At 68.1% G+C, this 22721-nt stretch carries 24 protein-coding genes and 1 other RNA gene; 8 read left to right on the top strand and 17 right to left on the bottom strand.

What is annotated here, in order from left to right; all coding sequences use genetic code 11:
- The first annotated feature begins 58 nt into the window (after positions 1-58).
- On the top strand, positions 59-2662 hold the full coding sequence (locus ACZ45C_RS10355) for a PAS domain-containing sensor histidine kinase (protein ID WP_460558996.1): 2604 nt from the start codon (positions 59-61) through the stop codon (positions 2660-2662).
- A gap of 40 nt (positions 2663-2702) precedes the next feature.
- Here the strand turns inward: ACZ45C_RS10355 and ACZ45C_RS10350 are convergent, their stop codons facing one another.
- Positions 2703-3101: an OsmC family protein gene (locus tag ACZ45C_RS10350; RefSeq protein ID WP_460558994.1), complete on the bottom strand. Its 399-nt coding sequence runs from the start codon at positions 3099-3101 to the stop codon at positions 2703-2705.
- A 132-nt stretch (positions 3102-3233) separates the two neighbouring features.
- Here ACZ45C_RS10350 and ACZ45C_RS10345 point away from each other — a divergent pair, with 132 nt between their 5' ends.
- Entirely contained in the window at positions 3234-4097 is an 864-nt protein-coding gene (locus tag ACZ45C_RS10345) for an aldo/keto reductase (RefSeq protein WP_460558992.1), read from the top strand.
- A 16-nt stretch (positions 4098-4113) separates the two neighbouring features.
- On the opposite strand, the gene ACZ45C_RS10340 is transcribed toward ACZ45C_RS10345, so the two are convergent.
- A complete protein-coding gene (locus ACZ45C_RS10340; RefSeq protein ID WP_460558990.1) occupies positions 4114-5466 on the bottom strand; it encodes an adenylosuccinate synthase in 1353 nt (450 codons plus the stop codon).
- A 342-nt stretch (positions 5467-5808) separates the two neighbouring features.
- Between ACZ45C_RS10340 and ACZ45C_RS10335 the strand changes: the two genes are divergently transcribed.
- On the top strand, positions 5809-6114 hold the full coding sequence (locus tag ACZ45C_RS10335; RefSeq protein ID WP_004595838.1) for a hypothetical protein: 306 nt from the start codon (positions 5809-5811) through the stop codon (positions 6112-6114).
- 77 nt (positions 6115-6191) lie between these two features.
- On the opposite strand, the gene ACZ45C_RS10330 is transcribed toward ACZ45C_RS10335, so the two are convergent.
- Complete coding sequence (locus tag ACZ45C_RS10330) at positions 6192-8417, bottom strand: DUF7527 domain-containing protein (protein ID WP_460558988.1); 2226 nt, start codon at positions 8415-8417, stop codon at positions 6192-6194.
- A gap of 93 nt (positions 8418-8510) precedes the next feature.
- Complete coding sequence (locus ACZ45C_RS10325) at positions 8511-8984, bottom strand: NUDIX hydrolase (protein WP_460558986.1); 474 nt, start codon at positions 8982-8984, stop codon at positions 8511-8513.
- Positions 8985-9073: 89 nt separating this feature from the next.
- On the opposite strand from ACZ45C_RS10325, the gene ACZ45C_RS10320 reads away from it, so the two are divergent.
- Entirely contained in the window at positions 9074-9556 is a 483-nt protein-coding gene (locus ACZ45C_RS10320) for a cupin domain-containing protein (RefSeq protein WP_460558984.1), read from the top strand.
- A 54-nt stretch (positions 9557-9610) separates the two neighbouring features.
- On the opposite strand, the gene ACZ45C_RS10315 is transcribed toward ACZ45C_RS10320, so the two are convergent.
- Positions 9611-10582: a transcription initiation factor IIB gene (locus ACZ45C_RS10315; RefSeq protein ID WP_460558982.1), complete on the bottom strand. Its 972-nt coding sequence runs from the start codon at positions 10580-10582 to the stop codon at positions 9611-9613.
- Positions 10583-10896: 314 nt separating this feature from the next.
- On the opposite strand from ACZ45C_RS10315, the gene ACZ45C_RS10310 reads away from it, so the two are divergent.
- Positions 10897-12078: a M24 family metallopeptidase gene (locus ACZ45C_RS10310; protein ID WP_460558980.1), complete on the top strand. Its 1182-nt coding sequence runs from the start codon at positions 10897-10899 to the stop codon at positions 12076-12078.
- A 112-nt stretch (positions 12079-12190) separates the two neighbouring features.
- Complete coding sequence (locus ACZ45C_RS10305; protein ID WP_460558978.1) at positions 12191-13375, top strand: MFS transporter; 1185 nt, start codon at positions 12191-12193, stop codon at positions 13373-13375.
- Between the two features lie 35 nt (positions 13376-13410).
- Here the strand turns inward: ACZ45C_RS10305 and ACZ45C_RS10300 are convergent, their stop codons facing one another.
- The 8 genes from ACZ45C_RS10300 to ACZ45C_RS10265 all read right to left on the bottom strand — a co-directional run bounded on the left by ACZ45C_RS10300 (position 13411) and on the right by ACZ45C_RS10265 (position 18666).
- Positions 13411-13647, bottom strand: coding sequence for a hypothetical protein (locus ACZ45C_RS10300; RefSeq protein ID WP_460558976.1), 237 nt, complete (start codon positions 13645-13647; stop codon positions 13411-13413).
- Positions 13648-13697: 50 nt separating this feature from the next.
- The gene (locus ACZ45C_RS10295) at positions 13698-14300 is read right to left on the bottom strand and encodes a CDP-alcohol phosphatidyltransferase family protein (RefSeq protein ID WP_460558974.1); all 603 of its coding nucleotides are present in this window, start codon (positions 14298-14300) and stop codon (positions 13698-13700) included.
- Positions 14297-14893 (bottom strand): adenylate kinase family protein, encoded by a 597-nt coding sequence (locus tag ACZ45C_RS10290; protein WP_460558972.1) that lies wholly within the window; start codon positions 14891-14893, stop codon positions 14297-14299. The genes ACZ45C_RS10295 and ACZ45C_RS10290 overlap by 4 nt, the downstream gene beginning before the upstream one ends.
- Positions 14890-15984 carry a histidinol-phosphate transaminase gene (gene hisC, locus ACZ45C_RS10285; RefSeq protein ID WP_460558970.1) on the bottom strand — a complete coding sequence of 365 codons (1095 nt, stop codon included), beginning with the start codon at positions 15982-15984 and terminating at the stop codon, positions 14890-14892. Before hisC ends, ACZ45C_RS10290 begins: the two co-directional genes overlap by 4 nt.
- Before the next feature lie 83 nt (positions 15985-16067).
- On the bottom strand, positions 16068-16250 hold the full coding sequence (locus tag ACZ45C_RS10280; protein WP_460558968.1) for a DUF7511 domain-containing protein: 183 nt from the start codon (positions 16248-16250) through the stop codon (positions 16068-16070).
- A 125-nt stretch (positions 16251-16375) separates the two neighbouring features.
- On the bottom strand, positions 16376-17194 hold the full coding sequence (hisF, locus tag ACZ45C_RS10275; protein ID WP_460558966.1) for an imidazole glycerol phosphate synthase subunit HisF: 819 nt from the start codon (positions 17192-17194) through the stop codon (positions 16376-16378).
- Positions 17195-17286: 92 nt separating this feature from the next.
- The gene (locus ACZ45C_RS10270; protein ID WP_460558964.1) at positions 17287-18297 is read right to left on the bottom strand and encodes a glycosyltransferase; all 1011 of its coding nucleotides are present in this window, start codon (positions 18295-18297) and stop codon (positions 17287-17289) included.
- Between the two features lie 96 nt (positions 18298-18393).
- Entirely contained in the window at positions 18394-18666 is a 273-nt protein-coding gene (locus tag ACZ45C_RS10265) for a MarR family transcriptional regulator (RefSeq protein ID WP_137784247.1), read from the bottom strand.
- Between the two features lie 226 nt (positions 18667-18892).
- Between ACZ45C_RS10265 and ACZ45C_RS10260 the strand changes: the two genes are divergently transcribed.
- Entirely contained in the window at positions 18893-19663 is a 771-nt protein-coding gene (locus tag ACZ45C_RS10260) for a class I SAM-dependent methyltransferase (RefSeq protein WP_460558962.1), read from the top strand.
- A gap of 44 nt (positions 19664-19707) precedes the next feature.
- On the opposite strand, the gene ACZ45C_RS10255 is transcribed toward ACZ45C_RS10260, so the two are convergent.
- The 3 genes from ACZ45C_RS10255 to ACZ45C_RS10245 all read right to left on the bottom strand — a co-directional run bounded on the left by ACZ45C_RS10255 (position 19708) and on the right by ACZ45C_RS10245 (position 21044).
- Positions 19708-20133: a TRAM domain-containing protein gene (locus ACZ45C_RS10255; RefSeq protein WP_460558960.1), complete on the bottom strand. Its 426-nt coding sequence runs from the start codon at positions 20131-20133 to the stop codon at positions 19708-19710.
- 109 nt (positions 20134-20242) lie between these two features.
- Positions 20243-20554, bottom strand: an RNA gene (gene ffs, locus ACZ45C_RS10250) — signal recognition particle sRNA.
- 76 nt (positions 20555-20630) lie between these two features.
- Positions 20631-21044 (bottom strand): DUF7548 family protein, encoded by a 414-nt coding sequence (locus ACZ45C_RS10245; protein ID WP_460558958.1) that lies wholly within the window; start codon positions 21042-21044, stop codon positions 20631-20633.
- Between the two features lie 102 nt (positions 21045-21146).
- Between ACZ45C_RS10245 and ACZ45C_RS10240 the strand changes: the two genes are divergently transcribed.
- Positions 21147-21605 (top strand): hypothetical protein, encoded by a 459-nt coding sequence (locus ACZ45C_RS10240; RefSeq protein WP_460558956.1) that lies wholly within the window; start codon positions 21147-21149, stop codon positions 21603-21605.
- Positions 21606-21633: 28 nt separating this feature from the next.
- Here the strand turns inward: ACZ45C_RS10240 and ACZ45C_RS10235 are convergent, their stop codons facing one another.
- Positions 21634-22659: an aldo/keto reductase gene (locus ACZ45C_RS10235; protein WP_460558954.1), complete on the bottom strand. Its 1026-nt coding sequence runs from the start codon at positions 22657-22659 to the stop codon at positions 21634-21636.
- Positions 22660-22721: the final 62 nt, after the last annotated feature.

Raw genomic sequence — 22721 nt, 5'->3', positions numbered from 1 at the left:
CGCCGTCGGGGAGATATATGCGAACGATTATCATTTCGAGTCTCATAGACACTATCGAATGACGGAACGAGACGAGGGGGTGTCGGTGGGAGACATGTCGGCGTCAAGCGCCACGATCGACGTCCTCGTGGTGGCCGCTGACGTGGACGCGGCAGACGCGACCGCGACGGCGATCGGCCGACGCGACGATCGGTTCGCGGTCACGGCGGTGGCGGGCCCGGACGAGGCGTTGCACGCGCTCGACTGCGAGCCGTTCGAGTGCGTCGTCAGCAGGTACGACCTCTCAGAAGGCCACGGGGTAGACCTGCTCGACGCGGTCCGCGACCGACACGGCGACGTGCCGTTCGTACTTCTCGTCGAGGACGGATCGGCGACCGTCGCGAGCGAGGCCGTCTCTGCCGGGGTCGACGAGTACGTTCCGAAGGGGGGATTCTCGGACCCGTTCGAAACGCTCGCGTCTCGAATCGACGACGCCGTGTCACGAGCACGCACCGAGCAACGGCTCGCCGACCACCTCGATCGGATGACGGACGCCTTCTGCGGGCTGGACGACGACTGGCGGCTGACGTATCTCAACGACCACGCGACAGACCTCCTCGACCGAGACGCGGAAGAACTCCTCGGCCGGCGGATCTGGGACTGTTTTCGGGGGCTCGACGGGACGGCGCTCGAATCGGAACTCCGCTCCGCGATGGTGACGGGAGAGCCGACGACCGTCGAGTACCACGCCGACCTGATCGACGCGGATCTCGAGATCGACCTGTACCCCTCCGTGACCGGTCTGTCGGCGTATTTTCGGGATATAACCGAGCGGAAAGAGCGCGAACGAGAGCTGCGGGAGCTGTCCGACCGCCTCCGGCTCGCCGTCGAGGGCGCCGACGTCGGCGTCTGGGACTGGGACCTCCGTACAGACGAGGTGCGGTTCGACGACCGGTGGGCGGAGATGTTGGATCACGATCCGTCGGAGATCACGTTCGACCTCTCGGAGTGGGAGGACCGCGTCCACCCCGACGACCTCGATTCCGTGTGGGCGGCGCTTGAGGCGCATTTCGACGGGGAGACCGAGTACTACCAGTTCGATCACCGGTTGCGCTCGAATCACGGTGACTGGCTGTGGATCCGCGATCGCGGACGGGTCGTCGAGCGCGACGACGACGGGGAGCCGGTGCGCGCCGTCGGAATCCACCTCGACGTGACCGAGGAGAAGGCACGCGAACGCGCGCTGGAACGGTATCGACGACTGATAGACGAGCTTCCCGAAGGCGTCTGTGAGTACGACGCGGACGGGAGGTTCACCGTGGTCAACGACTACGTCGCGTCGACCCACGGCGTGTCCCCCGTGGAACTCACCGGCCGACCGAGCCCGCTGGTGGACCGAATACGCGAGACGGCGGACGGGGATCCGTTCACCGAACTCGTCGAGGGGGCCCGCGAAACCCTGTCGGGAACGGTCGAACTCGACCTCCCGGACCGATCGGGAGCGATCGTGGACTTCGAGCTGCAGCGCCTCCTCATCGACGGCGAGTTCGACGGGGTTCTCGGCATCTCCCGCGACGTGACCGACGAGCGCCGCCGCCAGCGGCGGCTCGAACGGACCTCGGCGCGGCTTGAGGCGCTGTATGAGGGCTCTCCAGACATGATAGACATCCACGACGAAGCGGGGCAGATCGTCGACGCGAACCGGGCGATGCTCGCCGAACTCAGCTACGGCCGCGAGGACATCGTCGAACTCGCGGTCTGGGACATAGACGAACAGATGGACCGAACGGAGGCGTTCGATGTCTGGGACGGGCTGGAGACCGGCGAGACGGTCCGGCTGGAGACGACGTTTCGCCGGGCCGACGGCACGTCGCTCCCCGTCGAAGTTCACGTCCGCCGCATCGACGTGCAGGGGGAGTCGCGGTTCCTCGCCAGCAGCCGCGACATCTCCGATCGGAAGGCGTACGAACGGCGGATCGAACGAGAGAACGAACGCCTGAATGAGTTCGCCAGTATCGTCTCACACGACCTCCGTAACCCGCTCAACGTTCTCTCCGGGTACCTGCACCTCGCCATGGAGACAGGTAACGACGACTACTACGAGCGGTGCGAGCGCGCGCTCGACGAGATGGAACGGCTGATCGAGGACGTGCTCACGCTCGCGCGACAGGGCGACGCGGTCGACGACGTGGAGGCGATCGATCTCCGCGAGCTGGCGACCCGCTACGCCGAAGACGAATTCAGTCCGGTCGACGTCCCCGACGGGTCGACAGACGGAGACGTCGCTCTCCCGGACGGGGTCTCGACGGACGGCGAACCCGACGCCGGATCCGGCGTGTCGATAGATGTCGCGGTCGAGGCCGACCAAGCGCTGTTCGCGGACGCCGGTCGACTCAAACGACTCCTCGGGAACTTGCTGCGGAACGCGGCCGAACACGGCGGGTCCCGAGTCGTCATCGACGACCTCCCGGACGGATTTTACGTCGCCGACGACGGACCGGGGATCCCCGACGACCGTCTCGACGCCGTGTTCGAGAGCGGGTACTCGACATCGGAGACGGGAACCGGATTCGGGCTCGCGATCGTCGAGAGCATCGCCGAGGCGCACGGGTGGGAGGTGACGCTGACGGCATCGGAGTCGGGCGGCGCTCGGTTCGAGTTCACCGGCGTGGATCGACCGTAGTCTCGTCCGCAAAAACGGGAGTGCAGGGCGCGTCCGACGTTCAGAACGCGTTCGGGTAGACGCTGATGTCCGCGTGGAGTCCCTCTCGCAGGGCGCTGTGGACGTGACAGATCCCCTCGGCGCGCTCGGCGACGTCGGCGGCCGTCTCGTCGTCGAGGTCGGCCTCGACGTGGACGTCGAACGCGATGGCCTCGAGATCGTCGTCGTCGTCGAGGTCGGCGCTGGCGTCGATCTGTACCTTTCCGAGGTCGTCTTCGCCCCGCTGGCTGCCCCCGACGCGGAATGCGGGGAGATAACAGGAGGCGTACGTCGCGACGAGCGCAGCGTTCGGGTTTGGCCCCGTCTCGTCGGTCGCGTCGATCTGCAAGTCGAAGTCTCCGACCTGGCTCGTGCAGGCGTACCCGTCCTCGGAGACGGTGGTGGTCTCGATGTCTGCCATAGTCGGGTTAGCGTTCGGTCGCGGCCGAATAAAGGTTGCCGACATCGGCACGAGGCGGCGTCCCATCTCGGGCGTCGTCGCGTCCCTTCCGTTACCCCCACGGCTTTTTGCGTGGCGCGCCTCGATCCGACGATGGCTCCCCAGATCCGAAACGCGAGCGACACGTTCGAGTTCGACGACGGCGCGACCGTCAACCGCCTCGGTTTCGGCGCGATGCGACTCACCGGCGCGGACATCGTCGGCGCCCCCGACGACGAGGCGGCGGCGAAGCGCGTCCTCCGGCGCGCGGTCGAGTCGGGCGTCGACTTCGTCGATACCGCGGATTCCTACGGTCCGGGCGTCTCCGAGCGGCTGATCGGCGAGGAGATCGCCGACGATTCCGACGTGCTCGTGGCGTCGAAAGCCGGGCTGCTCCGCAACCGCGAGGGCGACTGGCTCCCCCGCGGCGATCCCGACTTCCTCAAAAACCAGGTGCTGTGCAGTCTCGACCGGCTCGGCGTCGACACGATCGATCTGTATCAGTACCACCGCCCCGACCCCGACGCCGACTTCGAGGCGTCCGTTCACGCCTTCGCCGAAATGAAAGACGCCGGCCAGATCGACCGGATCGGCCTCTCGAACGTTTCCGTCGAGCAGCTTGAGACCGCGCTCGACATCGTCGACGTCGCCACCGTGCAGAACCGCTACGACGTGGGGAACCGCGACGAGGAGGCCGTCCTTCGGGCCTGCGAGAGCCGCGGGATCGGGTTCATCCCGTGGGGACCGATGTACGCGGTCGACGAAGACGAGGCCGGATCCGTGCTCGACTCGGTCGCCGAGCGACGCGACGCGACTCCACACCAAGTCGCGCTCACGTGGCTGCTCCGGCGCTCCGAGGTGACGCTGCCGATCCCCGGCACCTCCAGCGTCGATCACCTCGACTCGAACCTCGAAGCCGCGCGGCTGGAACTGACGGACGAGGACCTGAGAGAACTGAACGACATCGATCCGCGGTAGGTCGGACCCTCTCGGACTACTCGTCGAACGGATTCGTCAGTTCGACCGTCTCCTCGCGGTCGGGGCCGACGCCGACTGCGTACACCGGCGTCTCGATCTCGTCGGCGACGAACGCGAGGTACTCTCGGGCCGCCTCGGGCAGCGCGTCGTACCCCTCCTCGGCGACCGCGGCCGAGTCGAACGCGTCCCACGTGTCGAGCGTCTCGTAGACCGGTTCACAGCGCTCCCACCGGTCGGTCGTCGTGGGTACCGTGTCCAGTTCGTCCCCGTCGAGCTCGTAGGCCGTACACACCTTCAGCTCGTCGAGCCCGGCGAGCACGTCCACGTGGTTGACGGCGACGCCCGTGAACCCGGAGACGCGCGCGGCGTGGCGGAGCATGGGGAGGTCGAGCCAGCCGATCCGCCGCGGGCGGCCGGTGACCGTCCCGAACTCGCCGCCCTTCTCGCGGATGTCGTCGGCGAGCGCCTCCTCGTCGGCGTCGCCGTCGAGTTCGGTCGGGAGCGGTCCGGAGCCGACCCGCGAGAGGTACGCCTTTACAATGCCGACGACCTCGCCGTCTCCGACCGTGGTGACGCCGAGTCCGGAGCCGACGGCCGCCCCGCCCGCAGTCGGGTTCGACGAGGTGACGAACGGGTAGTTGCCGTGATCGACGTCGATGTGGGTCCCCTGTGCGCCCTCGAAGAGGATCTCATCGCCGGCGGCGTGGCGTCGATTGAGGAAATCCGAGCAGTTGACCGTCATCCCCTCGTCGTCGAGCCGCTCACCGATGCGTTTGAACTCCTCGTGGAGTGCGTCGACGTCGAACGCCTCGGCGCGATCGTCACTAGAGAGGTCGAGCCCGTACACGTCCTCGACGACTGCGCGCTTCTGCGGTACGGCGTACGCCAGCTTCTCGCGGAGCACGTCGGGGTCGAGCAGGTCGGCGACGCGGATTCCCCGGCGGCCGGCCTTGTCCTCGTAGGTGGGGCCGATGCCGCGACCGGTCGTGCCGACCTCGTCGCCGGCGTCGTCGTCGGCTTTGACCTCCTCTTCGATCCCGTCCAGCACGCGGTGGTACGGCATGATGACGTGCGCGCGCCGGGCCACCCGCACGTCGGGGTCGAGCCCGCGCTCGCGCAGGTCGTCGATCTCGGTGAACAGCGTCCGCGGATTGACGACACAGCCGTTTCCGAGGATGCCGACCGTCCCCCGGACCGCGCCGCTCGGTACGAGCGAAAGCTTGTACTCCGTGCCGCCCTCGACGACGGTGTGGCCGGCGTTGTCGCCGCCCTGATAACGGACTACGACGTCCGCGTCCCCTCCCCACCGGTCGACGAGCGCGCCCTTGCCCTCGTCACCCAGCTGGGAGCCGACGATGGTGAGTGTCATACGACCGCTGTGTTCCCTGCGGGGGGTAAAACCGATTACGGTCCACGGACGAAAACGAGGCACGAACGTGGATCGCTCGCGCCGTTCGATCGAAGTTCTGTGGCTGTTCGTGTACGAATCCCGTCGCTGTCGCGTCCACCGCGCTCGACGCACCTCTCGACGCGTCGCGGAGATTCTGCGGTCGACGACGGGTATCCGCCCTCATTTGCGTCGTCTCATACGCGCTTTGTGGTTCCGCGATCGAACACGTTAACTCCCCCCACGTCAAACGGCGGATCGAGCGATTGGGCGCGGCTCCCGACAGCAACTTTTAAACGGGGGCATGACAAGTTAACATGTGCCATGATAGATCGACTAGAGAAGGAGGTAGACATGCTGGAACGACACCTCCAGGTCCTGCGAATGGTCATCGAAAACGAACCGATCGGCATCGTCAAGATGTCGAACGAGACGGGCTACCCGCACCACAAGGTTCGCTACTCGCTCCGCGTGCTCGAAGAGGAGAACCTCATCGAACCGTCCAGTCAGGGCGCGATCACGACCGAACGGACCCACGAGTTCGTCGATGAACTCGACGAGAAGCTCGACGAGACGGTCGAGAAGCTCGGCTCCATGCGTATCGACGACGCCGCCGAACTGGAAAACTGAACTGACTGTCGCGTACTGTCCCGATTGCTGCGTCACCACGAATTTCGCCTCCGTCTCCAATTTCGATTCTGCGCCACTCAGAGGTCGGGAACCGTCATGTGGAAGCCGCCGTCGCGGGCCTCGACGAGACAGAGGTGATACCCTCGCTTGCGCGAGAGCTTCACGAAGCTCGCCCGCTTCGACCGGCTGAACAGCCCGCCGCCGACGGCGTCGCTCGCCGTCTCTAACGCGCCCGGCTCGAAGAAGCTCTCCGTCACCGCGAACGCCGCCGCGAACGAGTCGTTCGACTCCGCGATGTCTCGACCGTTCGAGACGAGCGACTCCAGCGTCCCCTCCGCGGTCGGGTCGCGGCTGTCGTTGAGGTCGGCGACGAAGAGCGGATTGCCCATCCGATCGCGCAAGACGAGGTCGAACGGTCGCTGTTCGCGGGTCTCTTCTCCGCCCTCGCGGATCGCAATCGACGCCGAGCCGCCGATCTCGGCGCGGTCGATCTCGGGGAGCGCGTCGTACAGGTCGCGGAGCACACTCTGGCTGCCGGTCTCGCTCACCTCAAACGGGAGATCCTCGACGAGCCACCGCGTGAACCCGTACTCGATGGTATCCCGCAGGAACTCCTCGTAGGGCCGACCCTCGACGGCGAGCCCGTCGGTCTCGAAGCTCGTGTGGTGTTCGATCCGGAGGTTCTCCCGGAGTGCGTCCCGTTCGACCGCGCCGTCGTGTGCGTCTTCGAGCGTCGCTCCGCCCTTTGAGTCGTATCGGACGAAGAGGTTCGTCCCCTCGCGGGCCTCGGCCGCCGTCAGGCTCCGATCGCTCTCCGGGAGCCGGTCGCGCACGGACGACAGCTCCTCGCGGAGCCGGTCGCGCTCCTCACGGAGCGTCGACATCTCGGATTCGAGCCTGTCGATCTCGTCGGCGAACTCGTCCCGTTCGCCCGCGATCTCATCTCGCTCTGCCGCGAGCCTGTCGCGTTCCGCCTCCAGCGACTCTCGGGCCTCGTTCGCCGTTTCGAGTGCCGACTCGAGTTCGTCGATCCGCGCCGTCGACCGCTCCGCTGACTGTCCGGCCGATCCGCGGCTCGACGAGCGCTGTGCCACCGCGGCGCGGTTCGAACTCCTCTGCTCTGTCGACCGCGGCTCGACGGATCTCTCCTGATCGCCGTTCGTCGCGCCCGACTCGCGCCCGCGGTTCGGTGGCGGGCTCGCCTGCTCCGGGTCGAGCGCCGGGATCGACTTCTGCTCGCGCCACTGTTCCTCCTCTGAGAAGACGTCTTCGTCTCCCGGCGAGGTGGATTCGCCGGTATCCGACGCGGTCCGGTCGCCGCGGTCCGGTTCGGTCTCGGATCGGTCCGGTTCGGTCTCGGATCGGTCCGGTTCGGTCTCGGATCGGTCCGGACGCCGTGCCGGTTCCGAATCAGAGGCCGCCGCACCACGGGGCGAGTCTTCGGTTCGGTCGGAGTCGCTCTCGGGACCGTCGCGGGTGCCATCGGTGTCGGCGGCGGTGTCAGCATCGTCGCCGCCGTCGTCGGTGCCCACGTCCGCGTCTGCGTCCGCCGTCGCGTCGCCGTCAGACGGGTCGGGGACGACGGGATCGGGGGTCGAGCCGTCCGAGTCCGCCGCTGATCGCCCGGCCGCGTCGTCGTCGTCCGACCGCCCTTCACTCGACCCGCTCGGTTCCCCTCCGGCCGCCGCCGATCCGGACGCCGTCGCCTCGTCGTCTGGCGCGTCGTCTGTCGGGCCGGCTGCCGTCTCGTCCGACGCGTCGTCGCCGGTCGGCAGGTCCCGGACGTCGAGATCGACCTCGTAGACGGTGTATATCCCCACCTCGTCGTCGGCCAGCGCGAAGGCGTCGTCGCCGGTTTCGAGCCGGCGCGAGTTGCCCACGTACGCCGCGGCCATCGACTCCCCGGCGGTGTAGGTGACGTAGTAGTCGCCCGAGAGCACGTTCTCCGACAGTTCGACGTAGCCGGTGAAACCGCCCTGTGAGAGCTTGCGGTCGGCCTCCGAGAGCGACGTGTCGTTCGTGTAGTACTGCGCCCGCGGCTCGCCGCCCCGCTCCTGCATGGCAAACAGGACCGGCAGAACCTCGTGAGGTGCCTCGTAGACGGTCCCGGACGCGTCCGCGAATCCGTCGAGATCGCCGTCAGCGACGCCGACCACGCGGCCCTCGAACACGAACAGCCACGCCATGCCGTCGGTCGCCGCGCCGGAGAACCCCTGATCGACGAGACGCGCCAGTCCGGCGAATCCGTCCGAGAACTCGCGGGCGTCCCATTCGGTGATCTCCGCTCTTCGCTGTGCGTCCATTCTTGGACGTACGTCGCCCGCTGTGACCCATATAGCTTCCGGACCGTGAGACGCTCGTCTGACACCTGATCGCGGTGGACCACCCCGCAGGCGCTACGCGTCGGTCACGGTCGCGATCGCCTCCCGGCCGAGGTCGACCACGTCGCGCTGGAGGTCGCCCGCCGCCAGTTCCTCGGCGGTGTACCAGCGCCAGCCGTCGGCGTCGACCTCGCCGTCGCCGCGCGGTGCGATCTCCCGCGAGTCGACGCGAGCGAAGTAGAGATGATCGACGTGCTGGTGTCCCACGGACCCGTCCTCGTGGACGTTGATGTCGTGGAGCATCAGGTGCGCGGGCTCCGGGATCCCGCGGGTGTTGGGTCCCGCGACTGACGACTCGGTCGCGACCAGGTCGGCCGCGAGCCCCGTCTCTTCGCGCACCTCTCGCAGCGCGGCCTCGTGCGGCAGTTCGTCGCGGTCGACGTGCCCGCCGGGCGGAAGCCGAACGCCGAGCCGCTCGTGTTCGTGGAGCGCGGTGGCACCGTCGTTGACGACGTACGTCGTCGCCGTGAAGTGGCGCGTGGTTTCCATACGCCGGCTTGGTCGGACGACCCTTCGCGGTTTCGGCTCGACCTCGACCCGTGCGAAGACCTTTGTCGCCACTGCGTGAGAGCCAGTCCATGCCACCGATCAACGCGGCGGACGTTCCATGGGCCGAGTCGACCGACGGCCCGGAAACGTGGAAGCGAAAACGGCTCGGGGACGCGGCCGGCGGCGAACGGCTCGGCTGTAGCCTCTACGAGCTGCCGCCCGGCGAGCGCTCGTGGCCGTACCACTATCACGCGGCGAACGAGGAGGCGCTGTACGTCCTCGCGGGCGAGGGCCGTCTTCGACTCGCCGGCGAGAGCCATCTGCTACGGCCGGACGACTACGTCGCGCTCCCGGCCGGGGAGTCGGGCGCACACCGCGTGATCAACGACGGCGACGCGCCGCTTCGGTACCTCGCCGTCTCGACGATGCGGGAACCGGACGTAACCGTGTATCCCGACTCCGAGAAGTTCGGCGTGTACGTCGGCGCGCCGCCGGGCGGTCGGAGAGCGCGCACGCTAGAGGGATACTACCCGATCGACGCAAACACGGACTACTGGGACGGCGAGGAGTGAGCCGAGCGGTGACACGAGACGAGAGGGCGTGAAACGACCGGACGGGCTCACCGCTCAGTTCAGCGCGACGCCGTCTTCGGCCTCCAGAAGCTCGTGGTAGCGGTTCCGGATGGTGACCTCGCTGATGTTCGCCACGTTGCTGACGTCGCTTTGAGTCACCTTCTCGTTGACCAGGAGGGAGGCGGCGTACACGGCGGCGGCGGCGAGACCGACCGGGGACTTCCCCGAGTGGATACCCTCCGCCTTCGCGGTTTCGAGCAGCGAGCGGGCTCGGCGCTCGGCCTCGTCGGAGAGCCCGAGGTCGGAGGCGAACCGCGGCACGTAGCTCTCGGGGTCGGCGGGCTGGATCTCCAGTTTCAGTTCGCGGACGACGTAGCGGTAGGTGCGGGCGATCTCGTCTTTCTCGACCCGCGAGACGGCCGCGATCTCGTCGAGGCTGCGCGGCGTGCCGGCCTGCCGTGCGGCGGCGTACAGCGACGCGGTCGAGACGCCCTCGATGGAGCGGCCGGGAAGTAGGTCCTCGTCGAGCGCGCGGCGGTAGATGACGGAGGCCGTCTCGCGGACGTTATCGGGGAGTCCGAGCGCGCTGGCCATGCGGTCGATCTCGCCGAGCGCCTGCTTGAGGTTGCGCTCTTTCGAGTCGCGCGTGCGGAACCGCTCGTTCCACGTGCGGAGCCGCTGCATCTTCTCGCGCTGGCGGCTCGACAGCGACTTCCCGTAGGCGTCTTTGTCCTGCCAGCCGATGTTCGTCGAGAGCCCCTTGTCGTGCATCATGTTCGTCGTCGGAGCTCCGACCCGCGACTTGTTGTCCTTCTCTTTGGAGTCGAACGCGCGCCACTCCGGCCCGCGGTCGATCTCGTCTTCCTCGACGACGAGCCCGCAGTCGACACACACCGTCTCGCCGTGTTCCGTGTCGGTCGCGAGCTGGCCGCCACACTCCGGGCAGCGTAGCTCCTCGTCGGCCGATTCGGTTTCCGACTCGTCGCGTACCTGCTCCGTCGTATACGTTCGAACGTTTTCGCTCATTGGGTTGTGTCAGGTGGAGGGAACGAGGGGACCGAGAAGCGCGTCTCGGTTGGTTGTCCTCACACGTGGATACGGCTCCGAGACACGTAAACCTTTGGCCAATTCTTCACCTCCGATAACACGCCGTAGAACACGCCGAACGACTCGTTTATGCCGATTTTTTGTGCGCCAAACAGTCGGTATACACCGACCGTCGATCGCGGGACGCGAGCCGGAGTGTAGTATATATGCGTTTCGCGATTTCGAGGCGCGTCTGACGCTCCCCCGAGGCCCGGCAGGGCAACCGATTTTACCCTCGGCCGAGCACCGGGCGTATGAACCGCACGCGACTCGACGCCCGCCTCGCAGACCTCGACACGGACGGATATCTGCTCGACGCCGACCAAGACGACGCCAACCAGCTGTACCTCTCTGGGTTCACCGGTCCCGACCCGTTCGTGACGCTGTACGTCGACGGGGCCGTCCACCTTCTCGTATCGGGGCTGGAGTACGGCCGCGCGCGGTCCGAATCGGCGGCCGACACGGTCGAGCGTCACGCCGACTACGACTACGAGTACGGCGGCCGCGAGGCGCGCGCCGACATGTACGCCGCCTTCGTCCGCGACAAGGGCGCGGAATCGGTGTCGATGCCGCCGCGCGCGCCCGTCGGCACCGCGGACGCGCTCCGCGACCGCGGGATCGACGTCGCCGTCGACGGCGACGACCGGCTCGGCGACGTCCGCGCGGTGAAGACCGACGAGGAGGTCGACGCGATCCGAGAGGCCCAGCGCGCCAACGAGGCGGCGATGCGGGCCGCGGAGGACCTCCTCGCCGAGGCGGACGTGGCGGGTGATGACGCTCCCGCCGCCGGCGGCGAGGCTGGGACGCTCCTCCACGAGGGAGAGCCTCTCACGAGCGAGCGCGTCGCCGAGGAGATAGAGGTGACGCTGCTCCGCCACGGCTGTGCGCTCGACGAGACGATCGTCGCCGGCGGCGCGCAGGCGGCCGACCCCCACGACCGCGGCTCCGGCCCGCTTCGCGCGAACGAGGCGATCATCGTCGACGTCTTCCCGCGATCGAAGGCGACGAAGTACAACGCGGACATGACCCGGACGTTCTGCGTCGGCGAGCCGCCGGCTGCGCTCCGCGAGTGGTACGACCTCACCGAGCGCGCGCTCGCGGCCGCGCTCGACGCCGTCGAACCCGGTGCCACCGGAGCGGACGTGCACGCCGCGGCCTGCGAGGTGTACGAGGAAGCCGGCGAGCCGACGTTCCGAACCGATCCCGAGACGGAGACCGGGTTCATCCACTCGACGGGCCACGGGATCGGTCTCGACGTTCACGAGTCCCCTCGGCTCGCGAGCGGCGGCGGCGAGCTGGAGTCCGGCCACATTATCACCGTCGAACCCGGCCTCTACGACCCCGACGTGGGCGGCGTCCGGATCGAGGACCTCGTCGTCGTCACAGACGACGGGTACGAGAACTGCACCGACTACCCGATCGAGTTCGTCGTCTGACCGGCCCGTCGAGGCGGCCCATTGCCGGGACAGGCGATCGGACGCGCCGCCGAGACCCGGCTCCGCCGGCCGCGATCGGAACCGGTTTTCGGCGGGCCGTCGCACGTCGACCGTGAACTGGCGGTACAAACACACGGCGCTCGCGCTCTGTACGCTCGCGTTCACCGCGACGATGGTCGCACGGCTGGTCATCAGCCCGCTCGTTCCGGACATCACGTCGCGGTTCGGCGTGACGAACGCGACCGTCGGGCTCGCGCTCTCGGGGATGTGGCTCGCGTACGCGTTCGCGCAGTTCCCCTCCGGTCTCCTCGGGGACCGCTACGGCGAGCGGCGAGTCATCCTGACGGCCGTCGGTGCCACCGCCGTCGCCTCGGTGCTGATCGCGGTCGCGCCGTCGGTCCACGTGTTCGCGCTGTTCACCGTGGTGCTCGGCGCGGGAGCGGGCCTCCACTACTCGGTGGCGACCACCTTCCTCACGCGCCAGTTCGACGACATCGGACGCGCCATCGGGGTTCACGTCGCCGGGGGACCGATAGCCGGGCTCGCCGCGCCACCCCTCGCCGCCCTCGTCGGGTCTCGGTACGGCTGGCGAGCGGGGATCCTCCTCGGAGCCGCCGTCGCCGTGCCGGTGTTCGCGCTGTTCGCGTGGCGGGTCCATCCCACGCCGGCGGTCCGTCCCGACCAGTCCGTCGGTGACCGGATCGCGCTCGGCCCCCTCCGCGAACTCCTCTCGCGGCCGTCGATCCGGTACACGACCGCGCTCGCGACGATGGGCGCGTTCTCGTGGCAGGCCACCGCCTCCTTCCTCCCGACGTTCCTCGAAGTGGGGGCCGGGCTGTCGGCGGCGCTGTCGGCGCTTCTGTTCTCGCTGTACTTCGTCGTCCACGGGGGAACGCAGCCGGTGACGGGGTCGCTGTCGGACCGGACCGGCCGCGACGCGACCGCGATGGTGACGATGGGGTCCGGCGTCGTCGGCTACGGGCTGCTCGTCGCGACCGCGCGCTTCGGCCTCGGACTCCCCACGACGGTCGTCGCGGTCGGCTTCGTCGGCGTCGCGATGTCGTGGGGGGCACCGGTCCAGTCGCGGTTCATGGATCTCCTTTCGGACGCCGAACGCGGCGCGGGGTTCGGACTCGTCAGGACCGTCTACATGACGCTCGGCGCGTCCGGCAGCGTCGTCGTCGGATTCGTCTCCGACGCCGCCGGATGGGCGCTCGCGTTCGGCTTGCTCGCCTGTGTGATGGCGCTCGCGTTGAGCGCGCTCGTGGTGAACCGACTGCTCGGCGGGCGGTACTGATGGAGACGGAGACGCCGCATGGGGCCCTGTGAGCCCTAGAGCGTGTCGTCTTCGAGGCTGCCGGGATCCTGTGCGGTGTCGAACATGTTGTTCTCCGCGCCGTCGAGCATCTCGTCGCGGGGGTCGTCGTCGACGACGCTCACGTTGTACGCCTCGATGCCCGAGGCGATGAGATCCTCCGCGGCCTGCTCTTCGGAGACGAACTCCTGATCTGCGAGCTGTTGGAACTCCGCGTAGACGTCGTCCGAGAGATTGAGTTCGAAGGTGGGCATATCCCCCCGTTCCGGCCGGATACCTTTAAATATTCCCTCGGCGGGGGATGTCACAGACCTCGCCACGCGCCGAGGAACCGCTGGACGGCCGTCAGGTGTCCAACGGCGGCGAACAGCGCGAGCAGGAGGCCGACGACGGAGTGGTTCGCGACGATCGGTGCGGGGTATATCGCGGCGACGAGCCCGACGACCCCCATCAGCGCGAGGCGATCGGCGCGGCCGAGCAGGCCGCCGTACTCGCGGCCGATGCCGACCGCCTGTATCTGGGTCCCCATGTACGAGGTCATCAGGACGCCGGTCACGGCCAGGAATCCCAACGCGTAGGCGTCGACGCCCGCGGTGAACCCCGCGATGATCGCGATGTCGGCGTAGCGGTCGAGCGCGTGATCGAGGAGGTCGCCGCCGTCGGAGGCGACGTCGAGCCGGCGCGCGAGCGCGCCGTCGACGAGGTCGAGCCACCCGTTGAGGAAAACGCAGACGGCACCGGCGACGTAGAACGTCTCGGTCCCGACCGCGAACGCGCCGCCGGCGGCCATCGCGACGACGAACGCGAGGACGCTCACCTGATCGGGCGAGAGACCCAACTTCGCGGCCGCGGTCACCCACGGGCCGAGCAGCCGGTCCGCGACCGATCGGTACCGATCGAGCGTCATCTGTCGGCCGGCCCCCCGGGCTCGAGGTACTCCATGAAGTCCACGGTGCCCGCGCTCGGCTCGCGGTCGCCCTCCGCGACCGCGCGGACCGCCGCGGCGACGGACTCCGGATCGGCGTCGGTCGTGTCGATCTCGTAGACGGACTCCGCGCCGTGTTCGGCGACAGCCTCCGAGAGGACCACGTCGAGCGCCTCGCTCTCGGCGTTCTCTTCTGCGGTCGCCGCCGACTCGCCGCGCTCGCGGAGCCGGGATTCGATCGTCTCGGGGTGACAGCGCAACACGACGACGCGGTCGGCGTCGAACCGGTGTGCCAGGTGGGAGTCGAGCACGCCGGACCAGTTGCCGAGGTGCTCGCGGACCGCCTCGATGTCGGCGACGAGCGTGTCGCGCTCGGCGTCGCGCTCGGTCCACAGGTCGTCGTCGCCTTTGATCCGGTCGTTGAGGTGGGTCACGTCGTACTCGTCGTCGAGCAGCGCCGTCGCCGTCGACTTTCCGGTACCCGGGGTACCGGTGACGGCGACGCGGTCGACCGGGCCGCGGTCGCCGTCGGTATCCCCATCGGCACCCTCGTCCGCGGAGTCGTCTCCGCTCACGCGCGAACACCGAGGTCGAGATCGGCGAGGATCTGGTTGAGCGTCTCGACCGCCTCGCGCGTCTCCGCGCGGGTGCCCGTCGAGATCCGGACGTGTTCGGGGAGCCCGAACGAGGTGCAGTCGCGGACGATCACGCCGCGCTCCTGTGCCGCGTCGGCGACGCGCTCGGCGTCGCCGACGCGCGAGAGCACGAAGTTCCCCGCGGAGTCGACGGTCGGCGCGTCGAGTTCGGCAGCGATGTACTCGCGCGCCCACCGCGCCGTGTCGACCGACTCGGCGACGTGCTCCTCGTCGTCGAGCGCGGCGATAGCGGCCCGGCACGCCAGTTCGCTCGCGGCGAACGGCGTGTTGACGCGGGCGTACGCCTCGCCCCATTCCTCGGGGACGACGGAGTAGCCGATGCGGAGCCCGGCGAGCCCGTACGCCTTCGAGAACGTGCGGAGTACGGCCACGTCGTCGCGCTCGTCGACGAGCGGGATCGCGCTGTCGGTCTCGGCGAACTCCCCGTACGCCTCGTCGACGACGACGAGCGTCTCCGGCGCGGTCGCGTCCGCGACGGTCTCGATCGCCGCGAGCGACATCGTCGACCCCGTGGGGTTGTGCGGCGAGGTGACGTAGACGATCCGCTCGCCGCCGTAGGCGGAGAGGACGGTCTCCGCGTCTTGGGCGAACCCGTCGGCCGGGTCCAGCTCGTACTCCGCGACCTCGCCGTGGTGATACCGCGCGGACATCGCGTAGTAGGCGAAGCCCGGACTCGGGACGAGCACCTCGTCTCCGGGCGACAGCGTCGCCCGCGAGAGGTAGTCGATGGAGCCGTCCGCACCCGGCGAGACCCACACCTGCTCGGGCGCGACGTCCCACTTCTCGGCGAGCTTGGCGGTCAGGTCCGTGTGCGACGACTTCGGGTACTGGTGGACGCGGTCGGCGTGTTCGCGGATCGCCTCGACAGCCGCCGGGCTCGGACCGTGCGGATTCTCGTTGGAGGAGAGCTTGATCAGGTCGTCGGGGTCGAGCCCGCGGTCGCGGGCCACCTCCTCGACGCCCCGGCCGGGCACGTACGGCGAGTGATCGGAGAGATCCCGTGGGTGCATGGGGACGTATCCGGGCGGGCCGCTCTTAAGGATGGCCGAACGAGTCAGGCGGGACGGTCCGTCGTCGCCGCCGGAACGCGTGTCTACCGCCACTCCGAGCGCGGAACGCAGTCGGACTCGCTGACCGTGATCCAGCGGGTCGTCCGGTCGTCGGGGTCGCGCTCTCGCTCGAAGAACGTCACCTCTCCGTCGGCGTCGGCGTCGTCGGTCCGCTTGCAGACGAGCTCCGGAGGCTCGGCACGCACGCGCGTCGGTGACGTGGACATACGTACCAATTTGATCGGGATCGCATAATAACTGTTGGTTTCAGACCGAACAAACGAGAACAACGACGAATTCTCTCCGATATCACTACTACGCCTCGAGTACCATATCGGTTCTTTTCGGTGGGCTACAGCCGGACCGGAACGCCGCGTTCGTCGAGGTACGCCTTCGTCTCCTCGATCGAGTAGTCGCCGAAGTGGAAGATCGAGGCGGCGAGGCCGGCGTCGGCGTTCGCCTCGGTGAACACCTCGTACATGTCCTCGGGGCCGCCGCAGCCCGAGGAGGCGATGAGAGGGGTCGAGACGGCCTCGCCGACCGCCTTCATGAGGGGGATGTCGTAGCCGTCCTTCGTCCCGTCCATGTCGATGGAGTTGACGAAGAGCTCGCCCGCGCCGCGCTCCTCGGCCTCCGTCGCCCACGAGACGGCGTCGACGCCGGTTCCCTCGCGGCCGCCTTTCTTCGTGCACTCGAACCACACCGTCTCGCCGTCGTCGTCCTCGTAGAAGTGCTCGCCGGCGTCGTCGTACCGCCGCCGCGCGTCGACGGAGATGACGATACACTGAGAGCCGAACGCCGCCGCGCCCTCCTCGATGAGTTCGGGACGCTCTAAGGCGCCGGTGGTGATCGAGACCTTGTCCGCGCCGGCCCGCAGCGTCTCCCTGATGTCGGCTTTCGTCCGAATGCCGCCGCCGACCGTCAGCGGGATGAAACACTCGTCGGCGACCGCGTTCACCACGTCGAGCATCGTCTCTCGCCCCTCCGCGCTCGCGGTGATGTCGAGGAAGACGAACTCGTCCGCACCCGCGGCGTTGTACTTCTTCGCCAACTCGACCGGGTCGCCGGTGTACTCCAGGTTCTCGAAGTTGACGCCCGTGTACACCGCCGCGTTTCCGTCGTCGTCGAGGTCGACGTCGATGCAGGGGATGATACGCTTCGTGAGTCCCATCTGTTGGCGGACGTTGACGACGCCCGGGGTTAAATGCGCGGGGACCGCCGGCCGCGGCTCGCGAAGGGAATCGCCGGCCGTCGTCGGCCTCGTCAGCGGTCGGCGTCGCGGATGTCGTACCGCGCGACGGCGCGGTCGGCGCGAGTCGAGATTCCGTTCGGGTTGCGGGTCGGGCTCCGGTCGCGACGGCGGGCGACGAGTCCGTCGGAACCCCCCCCGGTGAGTCCGACGAGCACGTCTCGACCGGTGGCGGCCCATCGCGACGGAGTCGACTCGCCGCGCACGACCTCGCGTGCGACGGTGACCGCGTCCGTCAGCGCGTGTGAGCCCGCTCGCGCGAGCACGGTCGGACGCACCCCGTAATTCTTACAGAGCCGGTACGAGAGCGCGCGGTACTTCCACCCCCACTCGCGGGCCGTCCGTCCCCCGTCGGCGGCCGTCGGACTCGGTAGCCGCTCGACCGCCGCGAGGTCCTCGCGCCACGCCACGTCGCGGTCCATCCGCGCGAGTCGGTGCGCGGCGTCGCGAGCGCCGCCGGTGCGTAGGTACTCGTCGAAGCCGTCGAGATCGCGGAGTGTCTCGCTCCGGAAGACGACGTTACCGCTCTCGAAGTACGTCACGTCGCGTCCCGCGATTGTCCGCCGTTCGGGGGCGTCCGTCGGCTTCGCGGGAGCGTCGGGTGACTCCGCGGCGTCGGCGGAGGCGCTCTCCTCCCCGCCCGTGGTGATCGCCGTCGCGTCGGACGCCATCGCGTCCGCGGCCACCGGCGTCACCGGCCCCGTCACCACGTCGGCCTCGTCGAGCCCGCTGTGAACGCCGTCGATCCAGGACTCGCCGATCCGGTGATCGTAATCCACGACGGCGATCGCGTCGCCGGTAGCGACTTCGACACCCGCGTTGCGGGCGACGTTGACCGTTCGATCGGATATCTCGACCAGCACGTCGACGTCGTCTCGATCGCGTACCATCCCGGTGGTGCCGTCCGCCGAGGGACCGTTGGCGACGATCACCTCCGCCTCGGGCGCGTGTGCCGCCAGCGCGTCGAGGCAGCCGGCTAACCGATCCCGACCGTTGAGGGTCGGTACGACGACCGAGAGATCCATACCAGCCGTTGTCGGGCGGAGAATAAAAAGGGCTCCGTGCGAGGCCGTCGGAACCGGTCCCTCGCGGTAAGCGACAGCGCGTCCGTGTGGGAGCGTTTAGACGGTGAGGTAGTACACCTGCTTGCGTGCGTCCTTGAAGCTGTACCGAGAGTCGACGAGACCTTCCTCTTCGAGCCGGTTAAGCGCGTACCGGACGGTCCGGTCGGGCAGGAGCGACTCCTCGGCGAGTCCGCCCTGCGAGAGCGGTGCGTCGCCCTCCAGAACCTTCGCGACCAGCTTGGCACTGGGCGGGAGTTCACGAAGGCGGTCGCGATACTCGGACTCCGAAAGGCGGTCCTGGTCGGCGGTCTCCGCGTGACTGGTACTCATGTCTTTTATGAGGAGTCTACCTAGTGGTAAAGGTTAGCTACATATAGGGGAATTCGATTGGAATAATATAATGTGTTAATATCACCTCTCAGCACAGAAACAATCATGAACGATTAATATAGTATTCGGGGAGCGGTGATCTCCAACGACGCAGGTACCACGGGACCCGCGAATCGTCGCTCGCATCCAGTACGGTTTTGTCGGTCGGGGATTCAGTACGGACAACGTGAAGGGACAGGACTGGTACCAAGCCGACGAGGTCGCAGAAGAGTACGAGGACGTGCGATTCTCCGGTGGCGGTGAACTCATCGACCGGCGCGAGAAAGCGGCGGTTCTCTCCGCTCTCGGGCCGATCGAGGAGGGTCACCGCGTGCTGGAGGTCGCCTGCGGCACCGGGCGGTTCACGACGATGCTCGCGGACCGCGGGGCCGACATCGTGGGCCTCGACATCTCTCGGGAGATGCTCGAACAGGGCCGCGCGAAGGCCGCGAAGGGCGGTCTCTCCGACACCGTCGAGTTCGTTCGCGGCGACGCCTCCCGGCTCCCGTTTCCGGACGACTACTTCGATACGGTGGTCGCGATGCGGTTTTTCCACCTGATGGACGACCCCGCGCCGTTTCTCGCGGAACTGTGTCGGGTCAGCGCCGATCAGGTGTTTTTCGACACGTTCAACGGCCGGAGCCTCCGGACGCTGTACACGTGGCTGCTTCCGATGGGGTCACGGCTCTACTCGGAGGGACAGGTCGCCGCCATGCTGCGCGAGGCGGGACTCACGCTCGCCGACGAGTCGCACGACTTCGTGCTCCCGTACGGCTTCTACCGCGAACTCCCCGGCCCCATCGCGAAGCCGTTCCGAGCCCTCGACACGCTCGTCGGCAACACCATCCCCGGCGATTACATCGCATCGGTGTCCTACTGGGACGCGAGAGTCCCGCTCGGGGGGGGTCGAGAAGAGAACGGTTTGGCGGACGACGGCGCGGCAGACGCCGACAGCTGACTGTCCGCCGCTCGCCGACCGGCTTGCGAGCCGATCGATCACCGCTACACCGCGTCGTCGACGACTTCACCGACCGCGAAGTTCGATTTCACTTCCGTCACCTCGATTTTCACGCGCTCGCCGACTTCCGTGTCAGGAACGATGATGACGTACCCCCGCTCGACTCTGGCGATTCCGTCGCCCTGCTTACCGAGGTCTTCGATCTCGACGTACCGCATCTCGCCGGGCTCGACTGGCGGCTGCGGGCCGTCATCCGATCGAGACGCAGAGATATCGGTACCGCCGTCGCGGTCGGCCGCCGCGGCGGTCTCGTCGGATTCGGACCGAGAGATGAGCGCGACGCGGTACGTCTCGCCCGGCTCCAGCGACCCGGTCTCGACCTCGCGACGCGGCACGTCGACCACGTACTCGCCGTCTTCCTCGCGAACGTCGGCGCTGAACAGACAGAGGAGCTTCTCCGAAATTTCCATAGTAGACTCCATCGGAACGTCGAGACGGACCAGTATAGATGTACCGCTGGCGACGCGTTTCGTCTCCCCGAGGCGCCGCTGTGTCCGACCCGATACAATCGCGTATGAATGGCGGACAAGCGGGGTGGCCCGGCGTTCCGCCACGGGGTGTCCCGGTTGCCTTCTCCACCCCGCGACCCGACGAGCGACGGGCGTTCGGCGGTGGGCTGCTCGCTTCCGCGCCTGACCCGGTGTCGCCGACGAACCGCGACGGACCGCTCCTGCGAGCGGGCGCCACGGACCGCTGTCCCCGGCGGACGAGGCTTCCACGTTGGCTCTCGGGGCCCGTGCCGGTCTGACCGGACGCGCCCGCTGTTCGGTCCCCGCTAAAGACTACCTCACGGGTGATGAGCGGGGCCTAACCGCCCGACCTAGTCCACTTCTGGCTACACGGCTCCACCTTAAGGGCCTTTCGTTCGGCGGATATCTCGAGGTGTCCGGTGGAGATCGGCGAACGGCTACGCCAACAGTTCGCGGGCGTACGCCGCGGCGGCCACCGGTATCGGAACGGAGAGCGCGACGACGGCTCGCGCGTGCCACACCAGCCAGAGGTTGTCCCGGAACAGGGTGCTGGGCTCGATGGCGAGCGCCCACGCCGCCGCGCTTGCGGTGGTCGCGACCCCGAGCATCACTGCGACCCCGGCGAGCGTTCCCGGATCGAGGTTCCCCCGCTCGACGGACCCAACGACGACCGCACTCACGAGCGCGAACAGCACGATCCCGGCACCGCCGACGGTCCCGGACGCGTAGTAGGCGGCGAGCTGCTCTGCGGAGCCCGATCCCGACAGGATCGCGTACGGCGCGGCGAGCGCGAGCACGGTGGCGACGGCGGCGGCGATCGCCGTTCTGCGGGCGATTGCTCGAAGATCCATGTCGAACGGTCCGGTCGGCACGGCGGTAAAAGGTCCGGATCGGCCTCGCGATCGTCGTCCGCGACCCGCACCGTTTTGCGTCGGCGGCGCGGATCGCCGCGCATGAGCCTCGACGTCGAACCACCGGACCCGCCAGAACTCGCCGCCGTCGACCCGAACGAGTACGAGGACGCTGAGGTCTCGGGCGGCGAGTACCGTCGCGACGAACTGGAGGCGTTCCTCCGCGAGGGCGCGTGGGACGCGGCGTTCGATGAGTGGGCCGTCGGCAGCGACATGGACGAGTCGGACTGGCGGATCGCGCTCGACCTCGAGTTGGTCTCCCGGTTCGACTTCTTCTGGGACGACTTCGCCGACCGCGTCGGCTACCACGCGCCCGGGATCCCCGAAGACTGGAAGGAGCGCGACCTCCATCCCGACCTCGACTCGTGGGGAACGGTCTCCGCGATCAACGCCGGGCTCACGGAACTCGGACAGATCGTCTGTGAGACACTCAAAGCGGACTACATCGACTGGGAAGCGGAGTTCGACGCGCCCGACGATCTGCCGGATTTCGGCGAGTGACCGCGACGCGTCGAGGGTTTTCTCCCGTCTAGTGTCCCCAGAGGTTCCCGTCGGGGTCGTATCGCGCGTCCATGATCCGGTCCCACTGCGCGTCCGAGAGCGCGAGATCCGTCGCCGCGACGTTCTCCGCGAGTTGGTCCGGGGTACGCGCGCCGACGATGGGGACGCACGTGAACTCGTCCCACTCGGTGAGCCACGCGAGCGCGACCTGCGCCGGCGTCGCGTCGAGTTCGTCCGCGACCTCGCGGACCGCGTCGAGCACCTTCCAGCCGCGCTCGGAGAGGTAGAAGCGCTCGAACCGGTCGTCGAGGCTCGCGCGCGAGCCGTCCGGCGCGATCACCTGCTCGGGGTCGTCCGGATCCGCACGCTCGTATTTCCCGGTGAGGAACCCGCCGGCTAGCGGGGAGTACGGACAGACGGCGATGTCCTGGTCGATACAGACGTCGAGGTACTCTTGGACATCCTCGTAGTACCCGGCGTGGTGGAGCGGCTGGACCACGTCGAAGTCCGCGTAGCCGTTGACGTCTGCGGTCCACAGCGCCTTGGTCAGCTGCCACGCCGCCATCGTCGACGCCCCCAAGTGATGGACTTTCCCCGCCGAAACCAGCTCGTCGAGGGTGCGCATCGTCTCCTCGATCGGCGTCTCCTCGTCGAAGCGGTGAATGTAGTAGACGTCGAGGTAGTCGGTGTCGAGCCGGTCGAGGGTCCCGTCGACCTGCGCCCGAATGTGCTTGCGCCCCAGTCCGGAGTCGTTCGGTCCCGGTTCACCGCGCCCGTCGAACGGGAAGTACACCTTCGAGGCGATCACGTAGTCCTCGCGCTCGCGCTCTCCGAGCCACTCGCCGATGTACTTCTCGCTTTTGCCGTTCGGCGTCCCGTACACGTTCGCCGTGTCGATGAAGTTGATCCCGTGGTCCGCCGCCGCGTCGAGGAGTTCGTGGGCCTCCTCGCGGCCGGTCTCCACGACGCCGTTCGTCTCGCGACCGAACCGCCACGTTCCGAAGCAGAGTTCGGAGACGGACAGTCCCGTGTTTCCGAGCCGTCGATAGTCCATACACGAGGCTCACGTCCGCGAGTTATAAATCGTGGCGACAGCGGCGGACGTCACGGTTATCA

It is taken from the genome of Halorubrum pallidum, from assembly GCF_055380345.1.
The sequence above is the reverse complement of the archived record's forward strand: the minus strand, read 5'-3'. Positions and strand labels throughout refer to the sequence as shown.